This is a genomic window from Pseudomonas sp. DE0010 (assembly GCF_007680745.1).
Classification (GTDB): domain Bacteria; phylum Pseudomonadota; class Gammaproteobacteria; order Pseudomonadales; family Pseudomonadaceae; genus Aquipseudomonas; species Aquipseudomonas parafulva_B.
In genome coordinates this window covers 114,677-133,958 of record NZ_VEJQ01000010.1, presented here as the reverse complement: position 1 = coordinate 133,958, position 19,282 = coordinate 114,677, and the positions used below count along the sequence as shown (strand labels likewise).

The window sequence follows — 19,282 nt, the reverse complement described above, 5'->3', positions numbered from 1 at the left end:
GGCCTTCAGCACGCAGCCGTTGCCGCAGTGCCGGAAGGCGCGGGTTGTCCGCATCCTCAACCGCTGCGATCCTGTCCGACACTGGCCACCCGTACACCCGCAGACTCCTGCAGCAGGGTGCGCGGCAGCACAAAGCCATTGAACGGGCGCTGGGTGAAGGGGTTGTTAGCCTTCTCCGCGGTGATGCGGTAGCGCATGCCGCCATCGTTGGCGGTGAAGCTCAGATCCACGCTGTTGTCGGTGGCGCCGTTGACGCGCGCTTGCCCCAACAGACGGAACAGCGACCACGGCCCGCGGTAGGTCAGACTGCTGCTGTTGCCAGCACTGTTGATCAGCGTGATGCGGCTTTCGGTTCCGTCGCCCAGGCTGTTCGGCCAGATCAGACCGACAGTGCTGCTGGGGCCATGGTTGTAGGGCACCAGTTGCCCTTCGATGCCAAGCACGCTGCTGCGCCGGTTCGGCGTCAGGCCAAGCGGTTCGACAGCGAACTGCACGCCGAGCGCACCCCGGTTGTTGAAGAAAGCGTCGCGGATGCGGTTAGCCGCCTCCAATTGCGCCAGCACGTCGGTGCGCACCAGGTAGCCACCCCGGCGCTCGGAGTACAGTGCATCCAGATTGTCTTCGAGGAACAGCTTGAGGTACTGCTCCCTGAACTTCTGCAACCGTCCCTGCGGGCCGAAGAACGCCTCGAAGTCCTCCAGGGACGCATCGACGCGACTGGCCGGATTGAACGGATAGCGCCCGGCCAGCCGCTGGCTGTAGAAGCCGTAGACGTCCGCATCCCAGCGCCGCTCCAACTCCCGCAAAGCCTCGATCAGCAGGATATGCGAAGACTCATCAGCCAGCTTCTTCACATGGCGGTTGAGCGGTTCCGGCAGTCCGGCGGCCACGCGCTGCAGGTTGCCGATGCTATCCGGCCCCTTGAGGGTGAAGCGGGAGAGCACGCTCTCCAACGCCGCCTTGCCGCGATCAGGGCTGTCCTGCACAGCACGGACGGTGTCATAGACATCGCCGATCGCCAGCATGGTGCCGTCGAGGAAGGGCGGCGTTTCGCCCTTGGGCGTCAGCAGCCCACTCATTGTGGCGAAGGCACGCGAGATCACCGCGGCCTGCTCGCGGGAGATAGCTTCGCTGGCCGGGATCTGAGTCTGCGCCCCCTCGCCGGCCACAGTCGCCACCGGATAGATGGAGCTGTTGTCGCGCACGGTTTCCACCAGGCGGCGCAAAGGCGCAGCCGGGCTGGTGACGCTGCCCAGCACCTCGACAGCCTGCGAGATGTTGTCGAAGTCCACCACGTCGAGCTGGCCCAGCGAGCGATGCCAGGTATCGATGTAGTCGGCGTTGTAGAGTGCCCGGATACGCTGTGCCAGCGCCTGCTTGTCCGCCTCGGAGTAATCGATACGGGCACGCTCGCCGAGCGTCCACTGGTCGATCATCGCCAGTTCGGTCAGGTCGTGGCTGTGCGGCTCGAAGTAACCACGGAACCCCTTGCCCGTGAGCAAAGCGTCGATACGGGTTCCGACGTGCCCGTCCTGCTGCGCTACCGGTTTGAACAGAGTGTCAAATGCCGGCCCGACCTCGTGGCGCAGATCCAGCGGGGCATACAGTGCATCCTGCGCCTGCTGTTTCATCGCCATGTAGACCCGCTGCTGGAGCGGGATCTGCCGCAGTTGCTGCTGCACTTCCCGCACCCGCTGCCGGTACTGCGGCAGGCTGGCATCGGCGTATTTCATCGCGTATTCCAGGTGGCGCATCAGCGCACCCTGCACACGGCCTTCAGCGGGGAATGCCGTCTGCCACTGCCGGGCCATCCACTCCTCGACGATCTCCGGGCGCCGGTTCTCCCGGTCTTCGATCATGCGGTAGACACGCAGTGCCGCGAGCTGATCGGTGCTGTTGTCACCGGCCGCCTCAATGGCATTCATCGCCCCCATGGCCAGCGCCGGCAGGTAGCGCCTGGACAGCAGTTGCAGGTATGCCTCGTCCACCTTCGGGCCGATCGTGCGCCCATGATACAAGCCCATGTCGGATACCAGTGGCCAGGCCTCCCGGTAATCGCCATAGACGGCCACCGCGCTGCGGATCTGGTCGAGCGGCTCCAGCAGGTTGCGTCCGGTCGGATCGATGCGACCATCAATGCGCGCCGCGCTGAACTCGCGACTTTTCTCCAACACGCTGGCGGCCTTGTCGCGATTAACCACGTAGTAGTGGTGCCAGCCAGCGGCGACCAGCACACCGCCCAGCGTGGCGGCACAACAACCGGCTATCAGTACCCGCTTCTTGTCTGCCAGCACCTTGACGTTGTCGCCAGCCAGGCCCGCTTCGGGATAGATGATCTGCTGAAACAGGCGCTGGGCGAAGTAGACCACTGAACGCCCGTCCGGCTGCGCCCCCGGTACCGGCTCCGGCATGCCGTACGAGCGCGCAGCCGCATTGACGAAGGCATTGCACACCAGCCCCTGCTGGTACACCGAGGAGAAATAGACGCCGCGCACCAGGGCCGGCGTGGTGAAGCGGTCGCTGCCGAGGATCTCCCGCAGGAAGCCCAGCAGTACCGGACGCATACCAGCCAACTGGCGCACCAGCGAGAACAGTCCCTCGCGCTGCTCCTGGCTGGTCGGTTCGCCGAGCGCGTCGAAGACCTGCTCGTTGAGCCGGGAGACGAATGCGTCGTAACTGGTCGACAGCTCGCTCAGCCAGGCGTCGAAGTCGTCCATCGACTCCAACGTGAAGGTGAAACCGAAGATGTCCTCGCGCACCGAGCGCGGCAGGCGGGCGAAGAACGGGCCGAAGCCTTCGAGCTGGTCGAACTTGGTCAGCGTCACGTACAGCGGCGGCCGGGTGCCGAGCTGGCTACTGAGTTCGGCCAGACGCGAGCGCAGCAGGATCGCCAGCGCCCTGCGATCGCTGGCACCACGGCCGAGCAACGCGACGATATCCACCACCAGCACCACACCGTTCAACGGCCGCCGGCTGCGGTTTCGGCCCAGCCACGACACCAGACCGTCCCACAAGCGGGCATGGGTGCCGAGCGGCAGACGGCTCTCGCCACCGTCAACACTGGACGAGGCATCCCCATCTTCGCCCTCGGCTGCTTGCGGCGGCACACCTTCCAGGGGCGGCACATCCGACTGGCTGATGATTTCCCCAGGCGGGTCGATCAGCACAGCCTGGTCGCCAATCCACCAGTCGAGCGGGTAGGCAAGATCGGGATCACCGTGTTGCCGCCGACTGCCAGCCTTGGTGATCGCGGTCAGCGAAAAACTCTGGTTGGAGCGGTTGATCAGGCTGGTCTTGCCTGCGTTCTCCTCCCCGAGTACCAGATACCAGGGCAACCGGTACAGTGCGTCACGTCCCCCCAGGTTCTGGCGCAAGGCGGCAAGGCTGAGATCCAGCGCCCGATCCTGGGCCTCTACAAAGCGCAGCGACGGATCTTCCTCCCGGCGTTGTGCTTGCCGCTGCGCTTCCTCGAAGCGCTGGTTGCGGCTGCGCAGCACCAGGGCCCAGATCAACGTGGGCACCAGCACCACCAGCACGGTAGCCAGCACCCGCATCGACAGCTCAGCCAGCGGCTGCTGATCGCGCCAGGTCAATTGCGGGCCAAGCCACCAGATCCCAATCAGCGGAAAACAGCAGGCCAGCAACAGCAGAACGGGCATCGCGCTGTTGAACTGGCGCACCAGCGGCAGCCCGAAGCGTTTGAGATAAGTCCAGATTCTCGACATGTGACGGTACTCCTTTAACCTTTCAACCCAGACTCAGTGACGGACTGCGGAGAAACCCGCTGCGCCAGTTGCGCATGCAGCTCCGGTTCCCATCGCTGTGCGCTGGTCGTTTCCATCAAACCGATGGCGTGGGTATAGAGATCCTCGGCCAGCCAGGACAGGCCGCGCGCCGCAAGCAGATCGGCGGCGATCACCGTGACGTGGCAGCGCTGGCGGGGAGAACTGTCCGCCTTCTGCAGATCCTGCAGCCGGTGCAGCAGTACTTCCACGCCGGCGCTGTCGAGTTGCTCGATTAGCTCTTCGCGCAAAGCACCGTACTCCTGCCAGGCACCACCCTGGGTGTCGTCCTCCGCGCTCGTACTGATCCAACGGGCGGTCTCGTCGTCGACAAATGGCCGGCCGTCATGGAATTTCAGTTCCAGCAGCGTGGGCAGGCGGCGTACGAAACGCACCACGGCATGGCGGATAGCCTCCGCCACCTCTTTCATCTCCAACCGGTCAGCCACGCTTGCAGCCAGGAAGCTGCCGCGTACCCAGTAGGGCGACGACACCACACTCTTTTCGATCCGATGCAACAGCATGGGATCGACGACATTGGCACCAAACGCATCCTCATAGAGCGCGACGGTATCGGCAGGGACGCCATGCAGTTCCGTCCTATTCTCGTGCCGGGCCGAAGGCGCCGCATGCAGGTGTGCCCACAGGGCGAAACGGCGCAACTGGTAGCCAGCCGGATCGTAGGCATCCTGCTGGTTGACGAACTCGGCGACCGTCAGCAGCGTTTTCCTGCTCTCGCGCTCGTTACCCAACTGCAGGCCGCCCGCAGAGGAAAAGAACTGTTCGGTTATCGCCTTGCCGCCTTTTTGCCCGGGTGCCGGTGAACTCTGCGCAAGTGGCGGGAGTGGTGACGTATCCTCTTCCACCCTGCGGGTGAGTTGAGCCGTCAGCCTGGTGAGCAAGTCGTCATCGAGTTGCGTCGCAGCGGCATTGCTGCGCAGGCTTCCCAGCGCCTTGCGCGCCATCTCGGTGTACTTGGCGGAAAAGCTCGTCGGGTCGAGTTGCGGCAGTGCCTCGCTCAGGCGCTCGAACAGCAGGGCCAGCGTGCGCCGCTTGGCCAGGTAGCCGGTGGCACCCGGCTTGGGATAGGCCGACTCCCAGTAGCGCTCGACCATCCCGGCCAGCAGCACCAGCGACTCGGCCCAGTCCTGCCATTCCCCCGTGCGCAACCGCGCGGTGATGAGATACCCGGCAACCCGCAAATGCTTGCACTGCCGCGCTAGGTATTCACGCGCCGCCTCGTCGATATAGGACCAGTCCATGCCGGGCTCGTGCAAACTGCCCAGCTTCGCCATCTCCTCCTCAAGGCCCTGGAAGGTTTCGTCCTCTTCATCGAAGTAGCCCGCCGGCTGTTTCTCATCCAGCGGTGCCAACAGAGCTTCCATGTCCAACGCTATGTCATCGCTCACCAGTGACAGGCCTCCCGCTGACGATCCACCAGGCCCTTCAGCCCGGAGGCATCGAATACCAGCCCATCGAACGGGATGTAGTCGCTCTCCAGACGCAAACGGGCACCCTCGCTCACCCGTCTCAACTGATCGATGGCAACCAGACCACGCCCGGCATCCACAACGTTGCCCACCTCCAGTACCTGCCAGGGCACCTTCGATGCGGTGATCGGGCGCTCGTCCAGAACCAGGCGCATCAGTACCTGGTTACGCTCGATCGGCTGCTCCACCAGCAGTTGCAGGCGGGTAATATTGGAGAGGCAACTGACCGCTAGGTAGGGCCGCTGCTCGGCCACGCCCAGCGCCGGCGCGGAGATCACCACCTGCGGCTGATCCAGGGCCAGATCGCTGCTTTCCATGATCAGGAAACGCGCCTCGTCCTGGGCAGATCTGGCCGTTTCGTTGTCGCGCACCAAGTCGGCAATCGACGGCACCACAATACGCGGTGCCGCGTCGTGGTCATCAGACTGCCCACGCGGTACAACGGGAAGCGGTGGCGTGCCGTCCCGTTCATCGAAGCAGGCCAGCCGCTCTACCGCCGAGACAATCGCAACACAGTCACGTGCAGTCTGAGTACCTGGTTCGGCCAGCGTTGCAACCTCCCCGCGTTGCTCCACCTGGCCTTTATCCCAGGCATCGCACCCGCCCCCCAGCAGCAACCACACGGGCAGCAGTGGGAAAAACACTTTCATGAGGAACGAACCTCCCTTTCATCCAGATTCCATTGCTGGCATTTTCGTGCCAGGGTTCGCTTGGGAATACCCAGGCTCAGCGCTGCGCGACTACGCGAACCGTCGAGCTGACGCAGACGGATGTCGATCATCATTCGCTCGAAAGCATCGACGGCCTCCGGCAGGTTGTCGGTTGCCAGCAGTTGCTGAACCAACGCATCCGCGTCGTCTTCGTTGTCTGTTGGTACTGCCAGGGGCGGCTCGAAGTACATCATCTGCGCGCTCACACTCTCTGCACAGATGGCTTCTCCGTTCCCAGTACGTTCGGCGGCAGCCAGCACCAGGCTGCGCAGCTCGCGTACGTTGCCGGGGAAGATATGGGCTTCCAGCAGACGCAAAGCATCAGGCGCAATGCCAGCTACATGCACCTGCCGCTCCCGGTTATGCTGGAGCAGCGCATGGGCCACAAGCGGTGCCACGTCCTCGATCCGCTCGCGCAGTGCCGGAAGGTGCAGGTTCAACTGGCGGATACGGAAATACAGATCCTCGCGAAAACGGCCATCGCGGATCATCTGCGGCAGCGGCTGATGCGTCGCGCAGATCAGGCGGAAGTTCGACGCACGCTCGTCCGTCGCGCCCACTGGCCGGTACTTCTTCTCGTTGAGGACGCGCAGCAGCCTGCTCTGCAGTTCCAACGGCATATCGCCGATCTCGTCCAGGAACAGGGTGCCGCCATCGGCCTCGGCCACCAGCCCGATGCGCGCCTGGGTCGCCCCGGTAAAGGCCCCCCGGGTGCTGCCGAACAATTCAGCCTCGATCAGGTCTTTCGGGATCGCCGCGCAATTGACCGGCACGAATTTTCCGGCGCGCGACGACGCCTGGTGGATCAGCCAGGCGGCATGATCCTTACCCGCCCCGGTTTCCCCGGTGATCAGAGCCGAGAGGTGCGAATCGGCAAGATTGACCATCTCCTCGCGCACCCGCCGGGCCGCTGCACTGCTTCCGACGAACTCGGCAGCCAGCAGGCGCACTGCTCGCGTACGCCCCTGCTCGGCTTCGCGTGCCTTGCGCACCGAATGCTCGTAGCGGGCGTTCCTGTCCGCCGCCATTCGCTCGCGCAGCCGAGCAAACAACCCGGCGTACATGCCCGTCAGCGCCTGCCACACGGGATCGGCACGCCAGGCATGCAAACCATCCGGGCCACCGACCCAGACCAATACCCCATGAGCCTGCTGGCAGGCATCCAGCAGGGGCATTGCCAACAGACCCGCACGGCTCGGCAGGCGTGCGCGCAGTGCATCGAAACTCTCTCCGACCGCGACCAGTTGCAGCACATCGTCGATCTGGCAGGGCTGGCCCGCCAGCAGGTTATAAACCAGCGGGTTGTCCTGCTCTCCCAGATCAATCGCCGGTAACCCATCGACCGGTAGTGATGTTGACGTGCTGGCAAGCGGTTGCAACCAGCCACCCTCGGCATCGCGCTGGAAGCACAGACCCTGCTCCAGGCCATGCGCCTGCACGGCAGCCGTCAGGAAAATCTGCGCCAAACGCTCCAACTGCGTCGTTGCGGCCATCTCGCTCGCCAGCCTTGCTATCTGCAACGCTTCCACGCGTCTTCCCTCAATCCAGAATCGCCCGGAACTCGTGCTCATCCCAATCCAGACGGACAGTGGAGAAAGGCTCGCCGTAGGCCTGGTGCTGCAAGGTTGCCAGTGCCAGTGGCGGCAGCAGCTCACTATCGAGGCTGGCATCGAGCATGCGCGCGCCGTTTTCGTGGCGGATGCAGCGACGACGCAGTTCCGCGCGGGCGCTCTCATCCACCTCCAACTGCGCGCCGTAGCGCTCTTCGTACTGCCGCCGGATGCGCTGCAGACGCGCATCGACGATCTCGCCCAGCACCGCCTCATCGAGGTAGCGGTACGGCACCACCTGCATGCGCGCAAGCAGGGCGGGCTTGAAGAAGCGCATCAACCGTCCGCGCAGCGCCTCGTCGTCGAGATCTCCCAGGCTGTCGTCCTGCTGGTCGAACCCAAGGTTCGAAGTCAGGAAGAACAGAATGTTCTTGCAGTCGATCAGACGCCCCTCACCATCGGCCAGCTCGCCCTTGTCGAACGCCTGATAGAAGATGTTGAGCACTTCCGGGTGGGCTTTCTCGACCTCATCCAGCAACACCACCGAATACGGCCGCTGGCGGATCGCCTCGGTCAGCACCCCACCTTCGCCGTAGCCGACATAACCCGGTGGCGCCCCGAGCAGGCGCGCAACAGTGTGCTTCTCCTGGTACTCGGACATGTTGATGCTGGTCAGGAACTGCTTGCCGCCGAACAAGTTGTCGGCGACCGCCAGCGCGGTCTCGGGCTTGCCGACACCACTCGGCCCCACCAGAAGGAAGGCACCTAGCGGCGTACCGGGCCGGCGCAAATCGGCCAGCGCAGTCAACAGGTAACGGTGTACCCGCTCAATAGCCGCATCCTGACCTCGCACCCGCTCGCGCAGCACCGACGGCAGGCTGCCCAGGCGCTCCACCCGATCGCTGGTGATGGTGTTGGCCGGAATCCCCGTCCAATCCGCAATCACCTGCGCCACCTGCTCCCGGCCCACGTCCGCATGCAGCAGCGCGCCCTTGCGCTGTAACACAGTCAGTTCTTCCACCTTGGCGACAAGCTGTTCACGTACCAGAACGTCGTCCTTCGCCTCGGCCCTTAACGCCAGGATCTCATCCACCAACGCACGCTGCTGTTCCCAGGCCGCTTGCAGCTGGGCCATCCGCGTTTGCACGTCCTGACGCGCCGTATCCAATCCATCCAGACGCGACGCATCGACGTTCCGGCCAGCCTGGCGATCCTGCCACAGATGCTCAAGTTCAGCATCGATCTGTACCAGCTCACTGTTCAGCGCAGACAGCGGCCGGGGCGGTTCGGCCAGTGCTGTCGCCACCCGCGCGCAGGCGGTATCGAGCACATCGATGGCCTTGTCCGGCAACTGCCGGCCGGACAGATAGCGCGCGGATAGCGCCGCCGCAGCCTGAAGTGCGTCATCGCCGATATAGACACGGTGGGCCTGCTCGTAGACCGGACGCAACCCCCGCAGGATATGCACCGCCTGCTCCGGGCTCGGCTCGTCCAGCTTCACCAACTGGAAGCGCCGCGACAACGCGGGGTCTTTCTCGAAATACTTCTTGTACTCGCTCCAGGTCGTAGCCGCGATGGTACGCAGCTCACCGCGCGCCAGCGCCGGCTTGAGCAAGTTCGCCGCGTCGCTGCCACCGGCAGCATTGCCTGCGCCGATCAGGGTATGTGCCTCGTCGATGAACAGGATGATCGGTTTCGCGGAGGCCTTGACCTCCTCGATCACCATCTTCAGCCGCTTCTCGAACTCACCTTTCACCGAGGCTCCGGCCTGCAATGCCCCCAGATCGAGGCTCCATAAGGCCACCTGGCGCAGCGGCTCAGGCACGCGTCCCTGCACGATGCGCAGCGCCAACCCTTCCACTACGGCGCTCTTACCGACACCGGCATCGCCGACCACAATGGGATTGTTCTTGCGCCGCCGAGACAGGATGTCGGTGGCCAGATCGATCTCCGCATCACGGCACAGCACCGGATCGATGCGCCCCTCGCGGGCCTGGGCGGTGATGTCCTGACCGTACTTGGCCAGGCCAGATTCGGCTGCCGCAGTTGGGGATACCGCAGCGCCCGCCTCCGAGTCCTGCGGGGTCTCGGAGGAGTTGGCCAGCAAAGCGTTGAACTGCTTGCGCAGCGTCTCGCGGTTGATGTCTTCAAGCAGCCGAATGGCCTGCAGGGGCAGATAGCGGCCGGGATTCATCAGCACGGCCAGCAGCAGGCTGCCACCACGGATGACGTCCTGCTTCGCTTCCAGCGAGCCGAGCAGCCAAGCCTCCTGCAACAACTCGATCAGCAGCGGAGAGAACGACGGGTACTGGTCATTACCGTCGTCCCGCCCGGCGAACGCAGACGAGAGCGTCTGCCTTGCGGCATCCACATCGATACCGCCGTGCTTGAGCAGTATCCGCACGTCACCCAAGGGGTCATCCAGGAGCTTGAATAACAGATGCGGCACCGTCACTTCTGCGCCGCGATGTGTGATGCACAGGCTGGAAGCTTCTTCCAGGCCATGCCGGCAAGCCGGATTCAGGCGTTCGAAAAGCGTCGGCAGATCAATCCTGATCATCTCAGGGAACTACTCCTTAGATACTTGCGGCCATCCAACCGGGGCCGCCACCTGATCCCTGCGCCTGATGCGCACCGTGCAGTTTCCTGACGACACATCCTGCGCTTGCAAATAAAAACACCCAAGAGTCTGACCAGATAATCACATGCCTAACAATCAGACTTTTCTGATTTTAGGGACATACTTCAGCTTTTTAGGCTGAGCTGGTTTTCTGGTTGACACAATAGAAAAGCACTCGTCATCCTCGCCGCGGTTTGAGTGGTTTTTGAAAAAGGAGTTTTAGCATGTCGAGCAAACCAGGATCTGTCGCCCCGCAGGAACGCATCAATATCAAATACGTTCCCGCCACCGGCGACCAGCAAGCGGAAATAGAACTGCCCCTGAAACTGCTGGTAACCGGCGACTTCAAGGGACACGGGGAAGAACAGGCGCTGGAAGAGCGCCAGGCCGTCAGGATCGACAAGGACACCTTCGATGCCGTGTTGTCCAAGGCCGAACTGAAGCTCGACCTGGAAGTGCCGTCCATCCTCGGTGATGGCGACAAAGGCGACACCCTGGCCTTCAACCTGCAATTCAAATCGATGAGCGACTTCTCGCCCGACGCCATCGCCAAGCAGGTTCCCGCCCTCAACAATCTTCTGGAACTGCGCGAAGCACTGGTTGCCCTCAAAGGGCCGCTGGGCAATGCGCCGGCCTTCCGCAAGCAGTTGCAAACACTGCTAGCCAATGAAGAGGCCCGCAACAAACTGACCCAGGAACTCGGCCTGCAGCCGGATCAACCCCTGAACTCTTGATCGGCAGTCCTGGCACTGCCGCTCGGGACAGCCGTCCCGGGTCTTCCTTCGCGTACTGACAAGGAGTCACATCATGACCCAAGAAAACGCAGCGCTCGTCGACGCTGAGCGCGCCACCGATTCTTCCAGCCTTCTCGACCAGATCATGGCCCAGACGCGTATCGCGCCCGACCAGGAAGGCTATGCCATCGCCGAACGCGGCGTGGCCGCTTTCATCACCGAAATGCTCAAGTCCGACGACCGCGAGCAACCGGTCAACAAAGTGCTGGTCGACCAGATGATCGCCGAGCTCGACCACTAGCTCAGCCAGCAGATGGACATCATCCTGCACCAGCCGCCGTTGCAGGAGCTTGAATCCGCCTGGCGCGGCCTGAAGCTGCTGGTGGATCGCACCGACTTCCGCGAGAACATCAAGATCGAAGTGCTCCACGTCACCAAGGACGAGTTGCTGGAAGACTTCGAGAGCGCCGGCGACATCACCCGCAGCGGCCTGTACAAGCACGTCTACACCGCAGGCTACGGCCAGTTCGGCGGCGAACCGACCGCGACCATCGTCGGCAACTACACCTTCGGCCCCGCCGCGCCGGACATCAAGCTGCTGCGCTACGTCGCCTCAGTCGGTGCCATGGCCCACTCGCCCTTCCTCGCAGCGGCCGGCCCGGAGTTCTTCAACCTCGACGACTTCCAGGGCCTGCCCGACCTCAAGGAAGTCAAAGACATTTTCGAAGGCCCGCGCTTCGCCAAGTGGCGTGGCCTGCGCGAAACCGAAGATGCGCGCTACCTCGGCCTGACCATGCCGCGCTTCCTGCTGCGTCAGCCCTATGACCCGCTGGAGAACCCGGTGCGCAGCTTCACCTACCGGGAAGGCATAGACGGCGATCACGCCAACTACCTGTGGGGCAACACCGCCTACCTGCTGGCCAGCCGCATCACCGAGAGCTTCGCCCGCTACCGCTGGTGCCCGAACATCATCGGCCCGCAGTCCGGCGGCGCGGTCGACGACCTGCCCGTGCACCTGTACGAGTCCCTGGGGCAACTGCAGGCCAAGATCCCGACCGAAGTGCTGGTCTCCGACCGCAAGGAATTCGAACTGTCGGAAGAAGGCTTCATCCCGTTGACCATGCGCAAGGACAGCGATAACGCCTCCTTCTTCTCGGCCAACTCCGTGCAGAAACCGAAGATCTTCCCCAAGACACCGGAAGGCCTGCAAGCGCAGACCAACTACAAACTCGGCACGCAACTGCCCTACATGTTCATCATCAACCGCCTGGCCCACTACATCAAAGTGCTGCAGCGAGAACAGATCGGCAGTTGGAAAGAACGCCAGGATCTGGAGCGTGAGCTCAACATGTGGCTCAAGCAGTACATCGCCGACCAGGAAAGCCCGTCCGCCGACGTGCGCAGCCGCCGTCCGCTGCGTGCAGCCCACATCGAGGTGCAGGACGTCGCCGGCAATCCGGGCTGGTACCAGGTCTCGATGGCCGTGCGGCCGCACTTCAAGTACATGGGCGCCAACTTCGAACTGTCCCTCGTGGGCCGTCTCGACAAGGATCAGTGAAGTAAGGAGGAGTACCCATGCCAAGATCGGCGGGTCTAGGGAGTCTGTTCGAGCGGCTTGACCCCGACGTTCCTCTCCTGCGCATCCTGTCTCGGCAGGAACAGGTACAGGAGCGCATCCGGGGGATCAAGCAGAACCTTGAACGCATCCTCAACACCCGCCAGGGCTGCTCCGCGAGCAGCCCTGAGCTGGGCCTGCGGGACTTCAACAACGCCTCACTAGGCAGCACTGACCTTCAACAGCGGGTCGGCGCAGACATACGCCGCTCGATCGCGGCCCATGAGCCGCGCATCAAGGTTGTCAGCGTGCGCGTGCAGCCTGACGCCACCCAGCCCCTGAACCTGCATATCAGGCTCGATTGCCTGGTGCCCCTGCAGGGGATGGAAGAACAGATGGAGATCGACCTGGTCGTCAACGGACTGGATCGGCTCATAAGGATATCGGGATGAGGCAGGTATGCCGTTACGCACCAAATTCCGCGACGAACTGAACCTGCTGCGCCGGCTCGGCAGCCAGTTCGCTCTCGAAAACCCTCAGCTTGCACGCTTTCTGGGCGACCAGACGGCTGATCCGGACGTAGAACGCCTGATCGAAGGCTTCGCCTTCCTCACCGCCAAGCTGCGGCTGAAGATCGAGGACGACCTTCCCGAGCTCACCCACTCGCTGCTGCAATTGTTGTGGCCGAACTACCTGCGCCCGCTGCCCAGCGCCACCATCATGCGCTTCGATCCGATCGAGCGGGCCGTCAGCGAACGCCAGGTGATCCCCAAGGGCACCCGCATGCTGTCCCGGCCCGTCTCCGGCGTATCCTGCGAGTTCCGCACCTGCACCGACGTCGTGCTCTATCCACTGCGCCTGCGCGAGGTCAGCGACGCACACACCCGGGAAAAGTCCATCGTCCGCATCGACCTGCAGTCCATCACTGACAACCCGCTCGATGCCATCGATTGCGACCGGCTGGACTTCCACCTCAGCGGCGACGGCACCACCGCGCAGACGCTCTACCTGTGGCTGTCCAGATACCTCAGCGGCATCACCGTGGAATGCGACGGCCAGGTACGCCATCTGTCCCCCAGGCAGGTGGCGTTTCCCGGTTTCGATCCGGACGAAGCGCTGCTGCCCTACTCGAAGAACGCCTTCGATGGCTACCGTATCCTGCAGGAATACTTCGTCTTCCCGCAGCGCTTCCACTTCTTCAGCCTGACCGGTCTGCGCGCGCTCTGGCCCGCCCAGGCTACCGAACACATCCGCTTCGAGTTGCATTTCTCGCGGCCAATGCCCGCCGACATTCGCCTGCGCACCGCTGACATCGCGCTGTATTGCACCCCGTCAGTCAACCTCTTCCCCCACGATGCCGAACCGGTTCGCCTCGACGGGCGCAGGGTCGATCAACGGCTGATGCCCACCGGCCAGCGCCCCGAATACTTTGAGATTTTCAGCATCGACAACGTCAGCGGCTGGCGGGTCAAGTCCGACGGCCAGCGCGGCGAACGCTTGCGTACCTTTCATCCGTTCGAGTCGTTCCAGCACGAAATCGAACATGCCCACGGGCGCACCGCGCTGTACTACCGCAGCCGCATCGAGCCCGCGCTGATCCAGGATGGCGTCGTCCATCGGATCGCCTTCGTGCGCGGCGACGAAACCGACTACATCGGCCATAGCGAAACCGTCTCGATCTCACTCACCTGCACCAACCGCAACCTGCCGCTGGCCCTCGGCGCTGGCGATATCTGCCTGCCCACCCAGAGCACGCCGAGGTTCGCCACCTACGCCAACATCACGCGCCCCACCCCCTCGTACCGCCCGGTACTGGACGGCGCACTGCAATGGACACTGATCTCCAACCTGTCGCTGAACTACCTGTCGCTGCTCTCGGCCGAGCCGCTGAAGGCCGTCATTCGCGCCTACGACTTCGCCGCACTGCATGACATCCAGCAAGCCCGTAGCACCCGCAAGCGCCTCGACGGCATCGGCGAAGCGATCACCACCCCGGCCGACGTACTGATGAAAGGCCTGCCCATCCGCGGCCTGCAGACCCTGCTCAAGCTCGACCAGAGCGCCTTCCTGTGTGAAGGCGACCTCTACCTGTTCGGCACCGTACTCAGCCACTTCTTCGGCCTGTACGCCAGCATCAACTCATTCCATCAACTGGAAGTCCTCAACACCACCAACAACGAGCGCTACGAATGGCCATTGCAGACCGGCAAGCAACCGCTGATCTAGCCGATACCCTGCTGGCCGAGGCAAGGAACTACGATTTCTTCCGGCTATTGGAGCATCTGCACCACCTGCACGAGGACGACCTCGAAGCAGCGGACACCTTCGACCCGGACAACCTGCGCGTGCGTCTGGCCAGCTATCCGGGCCTGGGTTTTCCTGCCTCCGACGTCGCCCTGGCCGAGCGCATGCCGCCCCATGTCCAGGGCGATTACCGCGTCCAGGCCACCTTCCTTGGCATGCACGGGCCGGACTCCCCGCTGCCCGGCTACTACCTGGACAGGCTTGCCTACGAACACGCGCAGGGCATCGGCATCCGCCCGGCCTTCCTCGACTTCTTCAACCACCGCCTGCTCACCCTGCTGCACCAGACCTGGCGCAAGTACCGCTACTACGTGCGCTTCCGGCGCGAAGCCAAGGATCGCTTCTCGCGCTACGTATTCTCCCTCATGGGACTTAACGACGAAGAACTGCGCGGCACCACGCCCATCGCCTGGAGCCGCCTGCTCAGCTATGCCGGCCTGATCGCCAGCCGCAGCCGCTCGCCCACCGTCGTCTCGGGCATCATCGCCCACTGCTTCGACCTCACCGACGTCAGCATCCGCGAATTCGAGCAACGCTACATGGACATCCCGCAGCCCCAGCGCCTGGCGCTGGGCAAACGCAACGGCACCCTGGGCGACAATTTCGTCCTCGGCAGTCGCGTGCGCACGCGCGCCAGCAAGTTCACCCTGGTCATCCGCGATCTGAATCAAGAACGCTTCCGCCAGTTCCTGCCCAGCGGCGAGAACTTCGCCCGGCTGCGCAAACTGATCGACTTCCTGCTGCCCGACCCGACCGCCTACGACCTGGAGCTGGGGCTGCGTCAGGAAGAAGTACCGCCTTTCAACCTCGGGCGCAGCAACGGCACCCACCTGGGCTGGACGAGCTTCATGGATCGCCAGAGCCTGCGCAGCCGATCCACCGTCCGCATCAGGGTGCGCTCATGAACCGGCCCGCCAACACACCGCGCATTGCCCTGGTGGTCGTCAACCCGCAGATACTGCGTCAGGGCTGCGCGCCCAGCTACAGTTTCGAGGCGGCGGGCGGCACTATCGGCAGCCACGGCACCGACTGGCTGCTCAGCGACAACCGCGAGCGCATTCTCCCCGTGCACTGCGAAATCGTGCTCGACGAAGGCCTGTTCTGCGTCGTCGACCGCTCAGGCCTCACGCGCCTGAACGGCAGCGACGCCGCCCTGGGTCTGCACGTCAGCGCCCGCCTGGCCGAAGGCGACATCCTGCACATCGGCCCGTACCGGGTATCCGCTCATCTGCACGACCAGCAGCATGCACTGCCCGACCCGTCGCGCCATCTCATCCAGTACGACTTGGGCGAACTGCTCAACCTCCAGGACGAACGCCTCGACCTGTTCGAGCAACTATCACTGGATGCCACGCCCGACAGCCTGCCCACGGCAGAGAAAGACCTCCTGCAAGCCTGGCTGGAAGGTGCAGAAGGGCGCAGCGGCGATCTCGACCCACTGCTGGCCCTCAATGCCGGCCACGCAATCGAAGAAACGCACCAGTACAGCCTCATCGAAGACATCCACCACGGCATGACGCCACCCGGCACCCAGCCCGATCTGGCAGCCACCCGCTTCGAGGCCATCAGCGGGTTGCCCGTCGCACGGCCCGAAGAAATCGTCAGATCCCGAGCAGTGCAAGAGCTACCGCCCGCACCGGCCTGCACCGCCAAGCTATTGCTCGACATCCTCCAGCCTTCGGAGCCTGCGACGGCACACAGCGACGCGGCCCCGCAAACGTCCATGATCCCGGCACCGACACAACAACCCGATGCCACCCTCACCCATGCCATCACGATAGGGCTCGACGCTATGTTGCCGTCCGCACCGTCCAGAGCCGAACTGGAAAGATTCTGGCAGGCATTCAACCAGGCCTACGACCAGGCACAGCGCACACAAGAGATGGAAGCGCAATGAAACTCAAACCACACCTCGCACTCCTGCTCGCCGCCGCCAGCCTGCCCGGCTGCAGCTTGCTCGGCTTCGGCGAAGACGAAGAGCCCCTGGGGCCGACCACGCAAGTGGCGTTCAGCCTTTACGCCAGCCCCAGCGTCAACCCCAACCCGAACACCCCACAGGCCGAACCGGACGCCACCGTCCACACTCCGTCCGTGGCCACGCCCATCGGCGTGGGCGGAGCCGGACAGGCGCTCTACCGGATCAACCTGACGGGCAGTGACCAGCTCGACCTGATCGACAAACTCAACATTCTGCTCAACCAGTTGCAGTCCGGTGGTTCGGGCGACGCGCCTGCACGTCTGGCAGAAGGCATTCCCTTCGACCCTTCGCTGCAGATACCCAAGGCCGATGGCACGCCCGCCACGCCGGCCCTGTCCCGTATCCCCGACCTGGAAGCGCTGGCGCGGCGCACCTATGACGTACCCCTGGTGCCAAACACCCTCGACGACCGCGCTCCTGCCTGGCTCGACGCGGCCACCGACGCCTGGCAGCACGCTGGCACCGCCCCGGCCGAAAGCGCCGCCAGCCCCGCGCCCGAGGCCGTGGCCACGCCCATCACCTTCAAGATCCTGCAGCTCAAGGACGACTCGCTGTTCCTCAACGCCGACCTCGACCTGCTCACCCAGAACCTCAAGAAAGCCCTCGGCAAAACCTACCTGGAAGACGACGACTACATCCTGCTGCCCGGCCAGTTCAAGTTTATCGACTACGCGGATATCCACGAGGACACCCGCTACCTCGCCGTCTTCGCCAACTTCCACGACCAGAACGGCGCCACCTGGAAACAGGTACTGCGCCTGGAGCCCAACGGGCACAAGTACGCCCTGCTGGTCACCCTCCACGACAACGCGGTCGCCATCACCGAAGAGCGCTACCGCCAGCCGAAACCGAGACCGATGAAATGACATCGAGACAGGAAGTCGCCCTCAACTCACAGGCATACGAGCAGGAGGCTACGGTATGAACACTAAGACCATTATCAGGCAGGCCGAAACCGACACCCTCGCCGAAATCCTCACCTGGGTACGGGAAGTCGTCGAAGGCCGTGGCCAGTCCGTCAGCCAGATGGTCGTCACCGTCGTGCTCGGCTGCATTCCCGGCGTCGGCCAGGCACTCGACGCCTACAACATCCTGCGCGCCCTCCATTCGCTGACCCGCGACAGCGACAACGCCGACAACTGGATCGAACTGGTGCTCTGCTTGATCGCCCTGGTGCCGCTGTTCGGCGACGCGCTCAAGAACGTCTTCCGCATGCTGCGCAGCGGCATGCCCATGGGCCGCATCCTCGACAGCCTGCCCAGGGACGTGCGCGGCAATATCGAGAAGTGGTTCCGCGAGCTGGACTGGGCCAGCTACACCCGCCAGCTCGTCGCCAAGACCAACCAGATCCTCGATGGCATGATCGACGTGCTCGGCACCCGCAGCGCCCGCTGGATCATGGACAAACAGGGCCTCAACCGCCTGGTCACCCAGCTCCGCTCGCTCAAGGCCAAGGCCCAGCAGAAGATTGAACAGGCCATGGGCTCGCTGCAGCAGTCCCACCAGATGGCCATGGCCCAGCCGCTGCCCAACACCACCGCAGGCTCCCGTGCCAGCCGCCATGCCGACACGCCGCGCCAGTCGCCGCCCGGCTCGTCGGCTCCGGCATCCAGTGGCGGCAACGCAGGCAAGCCGGCCCAGCAAAGCACTAACACCACTAGCCAGACCCCGGCCGCATCGTCCACACCCGCGGCCCGGCGCGATACAGCCACCGGCAACCAGACCGCCGCATCGGCCCCGGCCAGCAAGCCGCAGCAACAGCCCGCCACATCGTCCTCTGCCAGCAGCGGGCGCAGCAGCCAGACCACCACCGACAAACAGCCAGCCCCGGCCAAACGCGATATCGCCACCGAGCCCAAAGGCAACACCACCCCGGCCCAGGGCCAGGTCAGCCCGCAACTGCGGCAAAGCCAGCGCTCGCGCTATAGCAGACATAGATCCGGGGTTCAAGGAGAGCACATTGCCGACTATGACTTTGTCAAACGAAAGTCGCGGGAAAAGATCAATAATGGAGGCATTCTCTATGAAGGTCGCCAACCAGGCCATCAGGGCATTGATCATGTTTGGATCATCGATAAACTGTCGCAGCGCTACCGGATCAGCGACACCAAAAGCACCAACGAGCCATTCCACAAGAAACTGGAAAGTGCCACGCAAGTGTGGCAAGCCTTGGAATACGGCCTAGAAAAACTTGCGGAGCCAAGTGACAAGCCCAAGGTGCGAAACTCTGTAGGAAAATTAGTTAGCGGCATAAGACAGATGAGCCATACGTGGATATCAATGAATATCAACAGGGCGAAGATTATTCCATCACACAGATCTTTACTCAATCAAATAGAGAGATGGCGTCGCAGTGGATTTGACCCTTCATTGATGCCTTGCCCATACGAGCGAAGTATAATTACAGTTGTAGGGCCAAACTTCATACTCCATGATCCTAATGCACGCAAAAAATCGGCGAATAGCAAGCCACTTGCAGCTGGCCTATGCAGCGTAAAAACGGTAAAACATCAGATCGCCACTGAATTTGAATTGCCGTTAGATTTCTTGGATGACTAA

The 19,282-nt window shown here is 63.3% G+C and carries 12 protein-coding genes and 1 pseudogene; 8 read left to right on the top strand and 5 right to left on the bottom strand.

Features of this window, described 5'->3' with window-relative positions; genetic code table 11:
• Nucleotides 1-56: 56 nt before the first annotated feature.
• The 5 genes from tssM to tssH are packed head-to-tail and all read right to left on the bottom strand — an operon-like array spanning nucleotide 57 to nucleotide 10,092.
• Nucleotides 57-3,725, bottom strand: a complete 3,669-nt coding sequence (gene tssM, locus FS767_RS10185; protein WP_144965170.1) for a type VI secretion system membrane subunit TssM — start codon at nucleotides 3,723-3,725, stop codon at nucleotides 57-59.
• A 14-nt stretch (nucleotides 3,726-3,739) separates the two neighbouring features.
• The gene (gene tssA / locus FS767_RS10180; RefSeq protein WP_144965167.1) at nucleotides 3,740-5,200 is read right to left on the bottom strand and encodes a type VI secretion system protein TssA; all 1,461 of its coding nucleotides are present in this window, start codon (nucleotides 5,198-5,200) and stop codon (nucleotides 3,740-3,742) included.
• Complete coding sequence (gene vasI, locus FS767_RS10175) at nucleotides 5,188-5,922, bottom strand: type VI secretion system-associated protein VasI (protein WP_144965165.1); 735 nt, start codon at nucleotides 5,920-5,922, stop codon at nucleotides 5,188-5,190. Before vasI ends, tssA begins: the two co-directional genes overlap by 13 nt.
• On the bottom strand, nucleotides 5,919-7,475 hold the full coding sequence (locus FS767_RS10170; protein WP_178102730.1) for a sigma 54-interacting transcriptional regulator: 1,557 nt from the start codon (nucleotides 7,473-7,475) through the stop codon (nucleotides 5,919-5,921). Before FS767_RS10170 ends, vasI begins: the two co-directional genes overlap by 4 nt.
• 46 nt (nucleotides 7,476-7,521) lie before the next feature.
• A complete protein-coding gene (gene tssH / locus FS767_RS10165; RefSeq protein ID WP_144965161.1) occupies nucleotides 7,522-10,092 on the bottom strand; it encodes a type VI secretion system ATPase TssH in 2,571 nt (856 codons plus the stop codon).
• 284 nt (nucleotides 10,093-10,376) lie between these two features.
• Between tssH and tssB the strand changes: the two genes are divergently transcribed.
• The 8 genes and pseudogenes from tssB to FS767_RS10125 all read left to right on the top strand — a co-directional run bounded on the left by tssB (nucleotide 10,377) and on the right by FS767_RS10125 (nucleotide 19,282).
• The gene (tssB, locus tag FS767_RS10160) at nucleotides 10,377-10,886 is read left to right on the top strand and encodes a type VI secretion system contractile sheath small subunit (RefSeq protein ID WP_144965159.1); all 510 of its coding nucleotides are present in this window, start codon (nucleotides 10,377-10,379) and stop codon (nucleotides 10,884-10,886) included.
• A 73-nt stretch (nucleotides 10,887-10,959) separates the two neighbouring features.
• Nucleotides 10,960-12,444 (top strand): annotated as a pseudogene (tssC, locus tag FS767_RS10155) (type VI secretion system contractile sheath large subunit).
• 17 nt (nucleotides 12,445-12,461) lie between these two features.
• Nucleotides 12,462-12,893, top strand: coding sequence for a type VI secretion system baseplate subunit TssE (tssE, locus tag FS767_RS10150; RefSeq protein WP_144965157.1), 432 nt, complete (start codon nucleotides 12,462-12,464; stop codon nucleotides 12,891-12,893).
• A gap of 7 nt (nucleotides 12,894-12,900) precedes the next feature.
• Nucleotides 12,901-14,667 (top strand): type VI secretion system baseplate subunit TssF, encoded by a 1,767-nt coding sequence (gene tssF / locus FS767_RS10145; RefSeq protein ID WP_144965155.1) that lies wholly within the window; start codon nucleotides 12,901-12,903, stop codon nucleotides 14,665-14,667.
• Entirely contained in the window at nucleotides 14,631-15,650 is a 1,020-nt protein-coding gene (gene tssG, locus FS767_RS10140; RefSeq protein WP_144965153.1) for a type VI secretion system baseplate subunit TssG, read from the top strand. Before tssF ends, tssG begins: the two co-directional genes overlap by 37 nt.
• Nucleotides 15,647-16,642, top strand: a complete 996-nt coding sequence (locus FS767_RS10135) for an FHA domain-containing protein (RefSeq protein WP_144965151.1) — start codon at nucleotides 15,647-15,649, stop codon at nucleotides 16,640-16,642. The genes tssG and FS767_RS10135 overlap by 4 nt, the downstream gene beginning before the upstream one ends.
• Complete coding sequence (gene tssJ, locus FS767_RS10130; protein ID WP_144965149.1) at nucleotides 16,639-17,589, top strand: type VI secretion system lipoprotein TssJ; 951 nt, start codon at nucleotides 16,639-16,641, stop codon at nucleotides 17,587-17,589. Before FS767_RS10135 ends, tssJ begins: the two co-directional genes overlap by 4 nt.
• 55 nt (nucleotides 17,590-17,644) lie before the next feature.
• Nucleotides 17,645-19,282 carry a hypothetical protein gene (locus tag FS767_RS10125; RefSeq protein ID WP_144965147.1) on the top strand — a complete coding sequence of 546 codons (1,638 nt, stop codon included), beginning with the start codon at nucleotides 17,645-17,647 and terminating at the stop codon, nucleotides 19,280-19,282.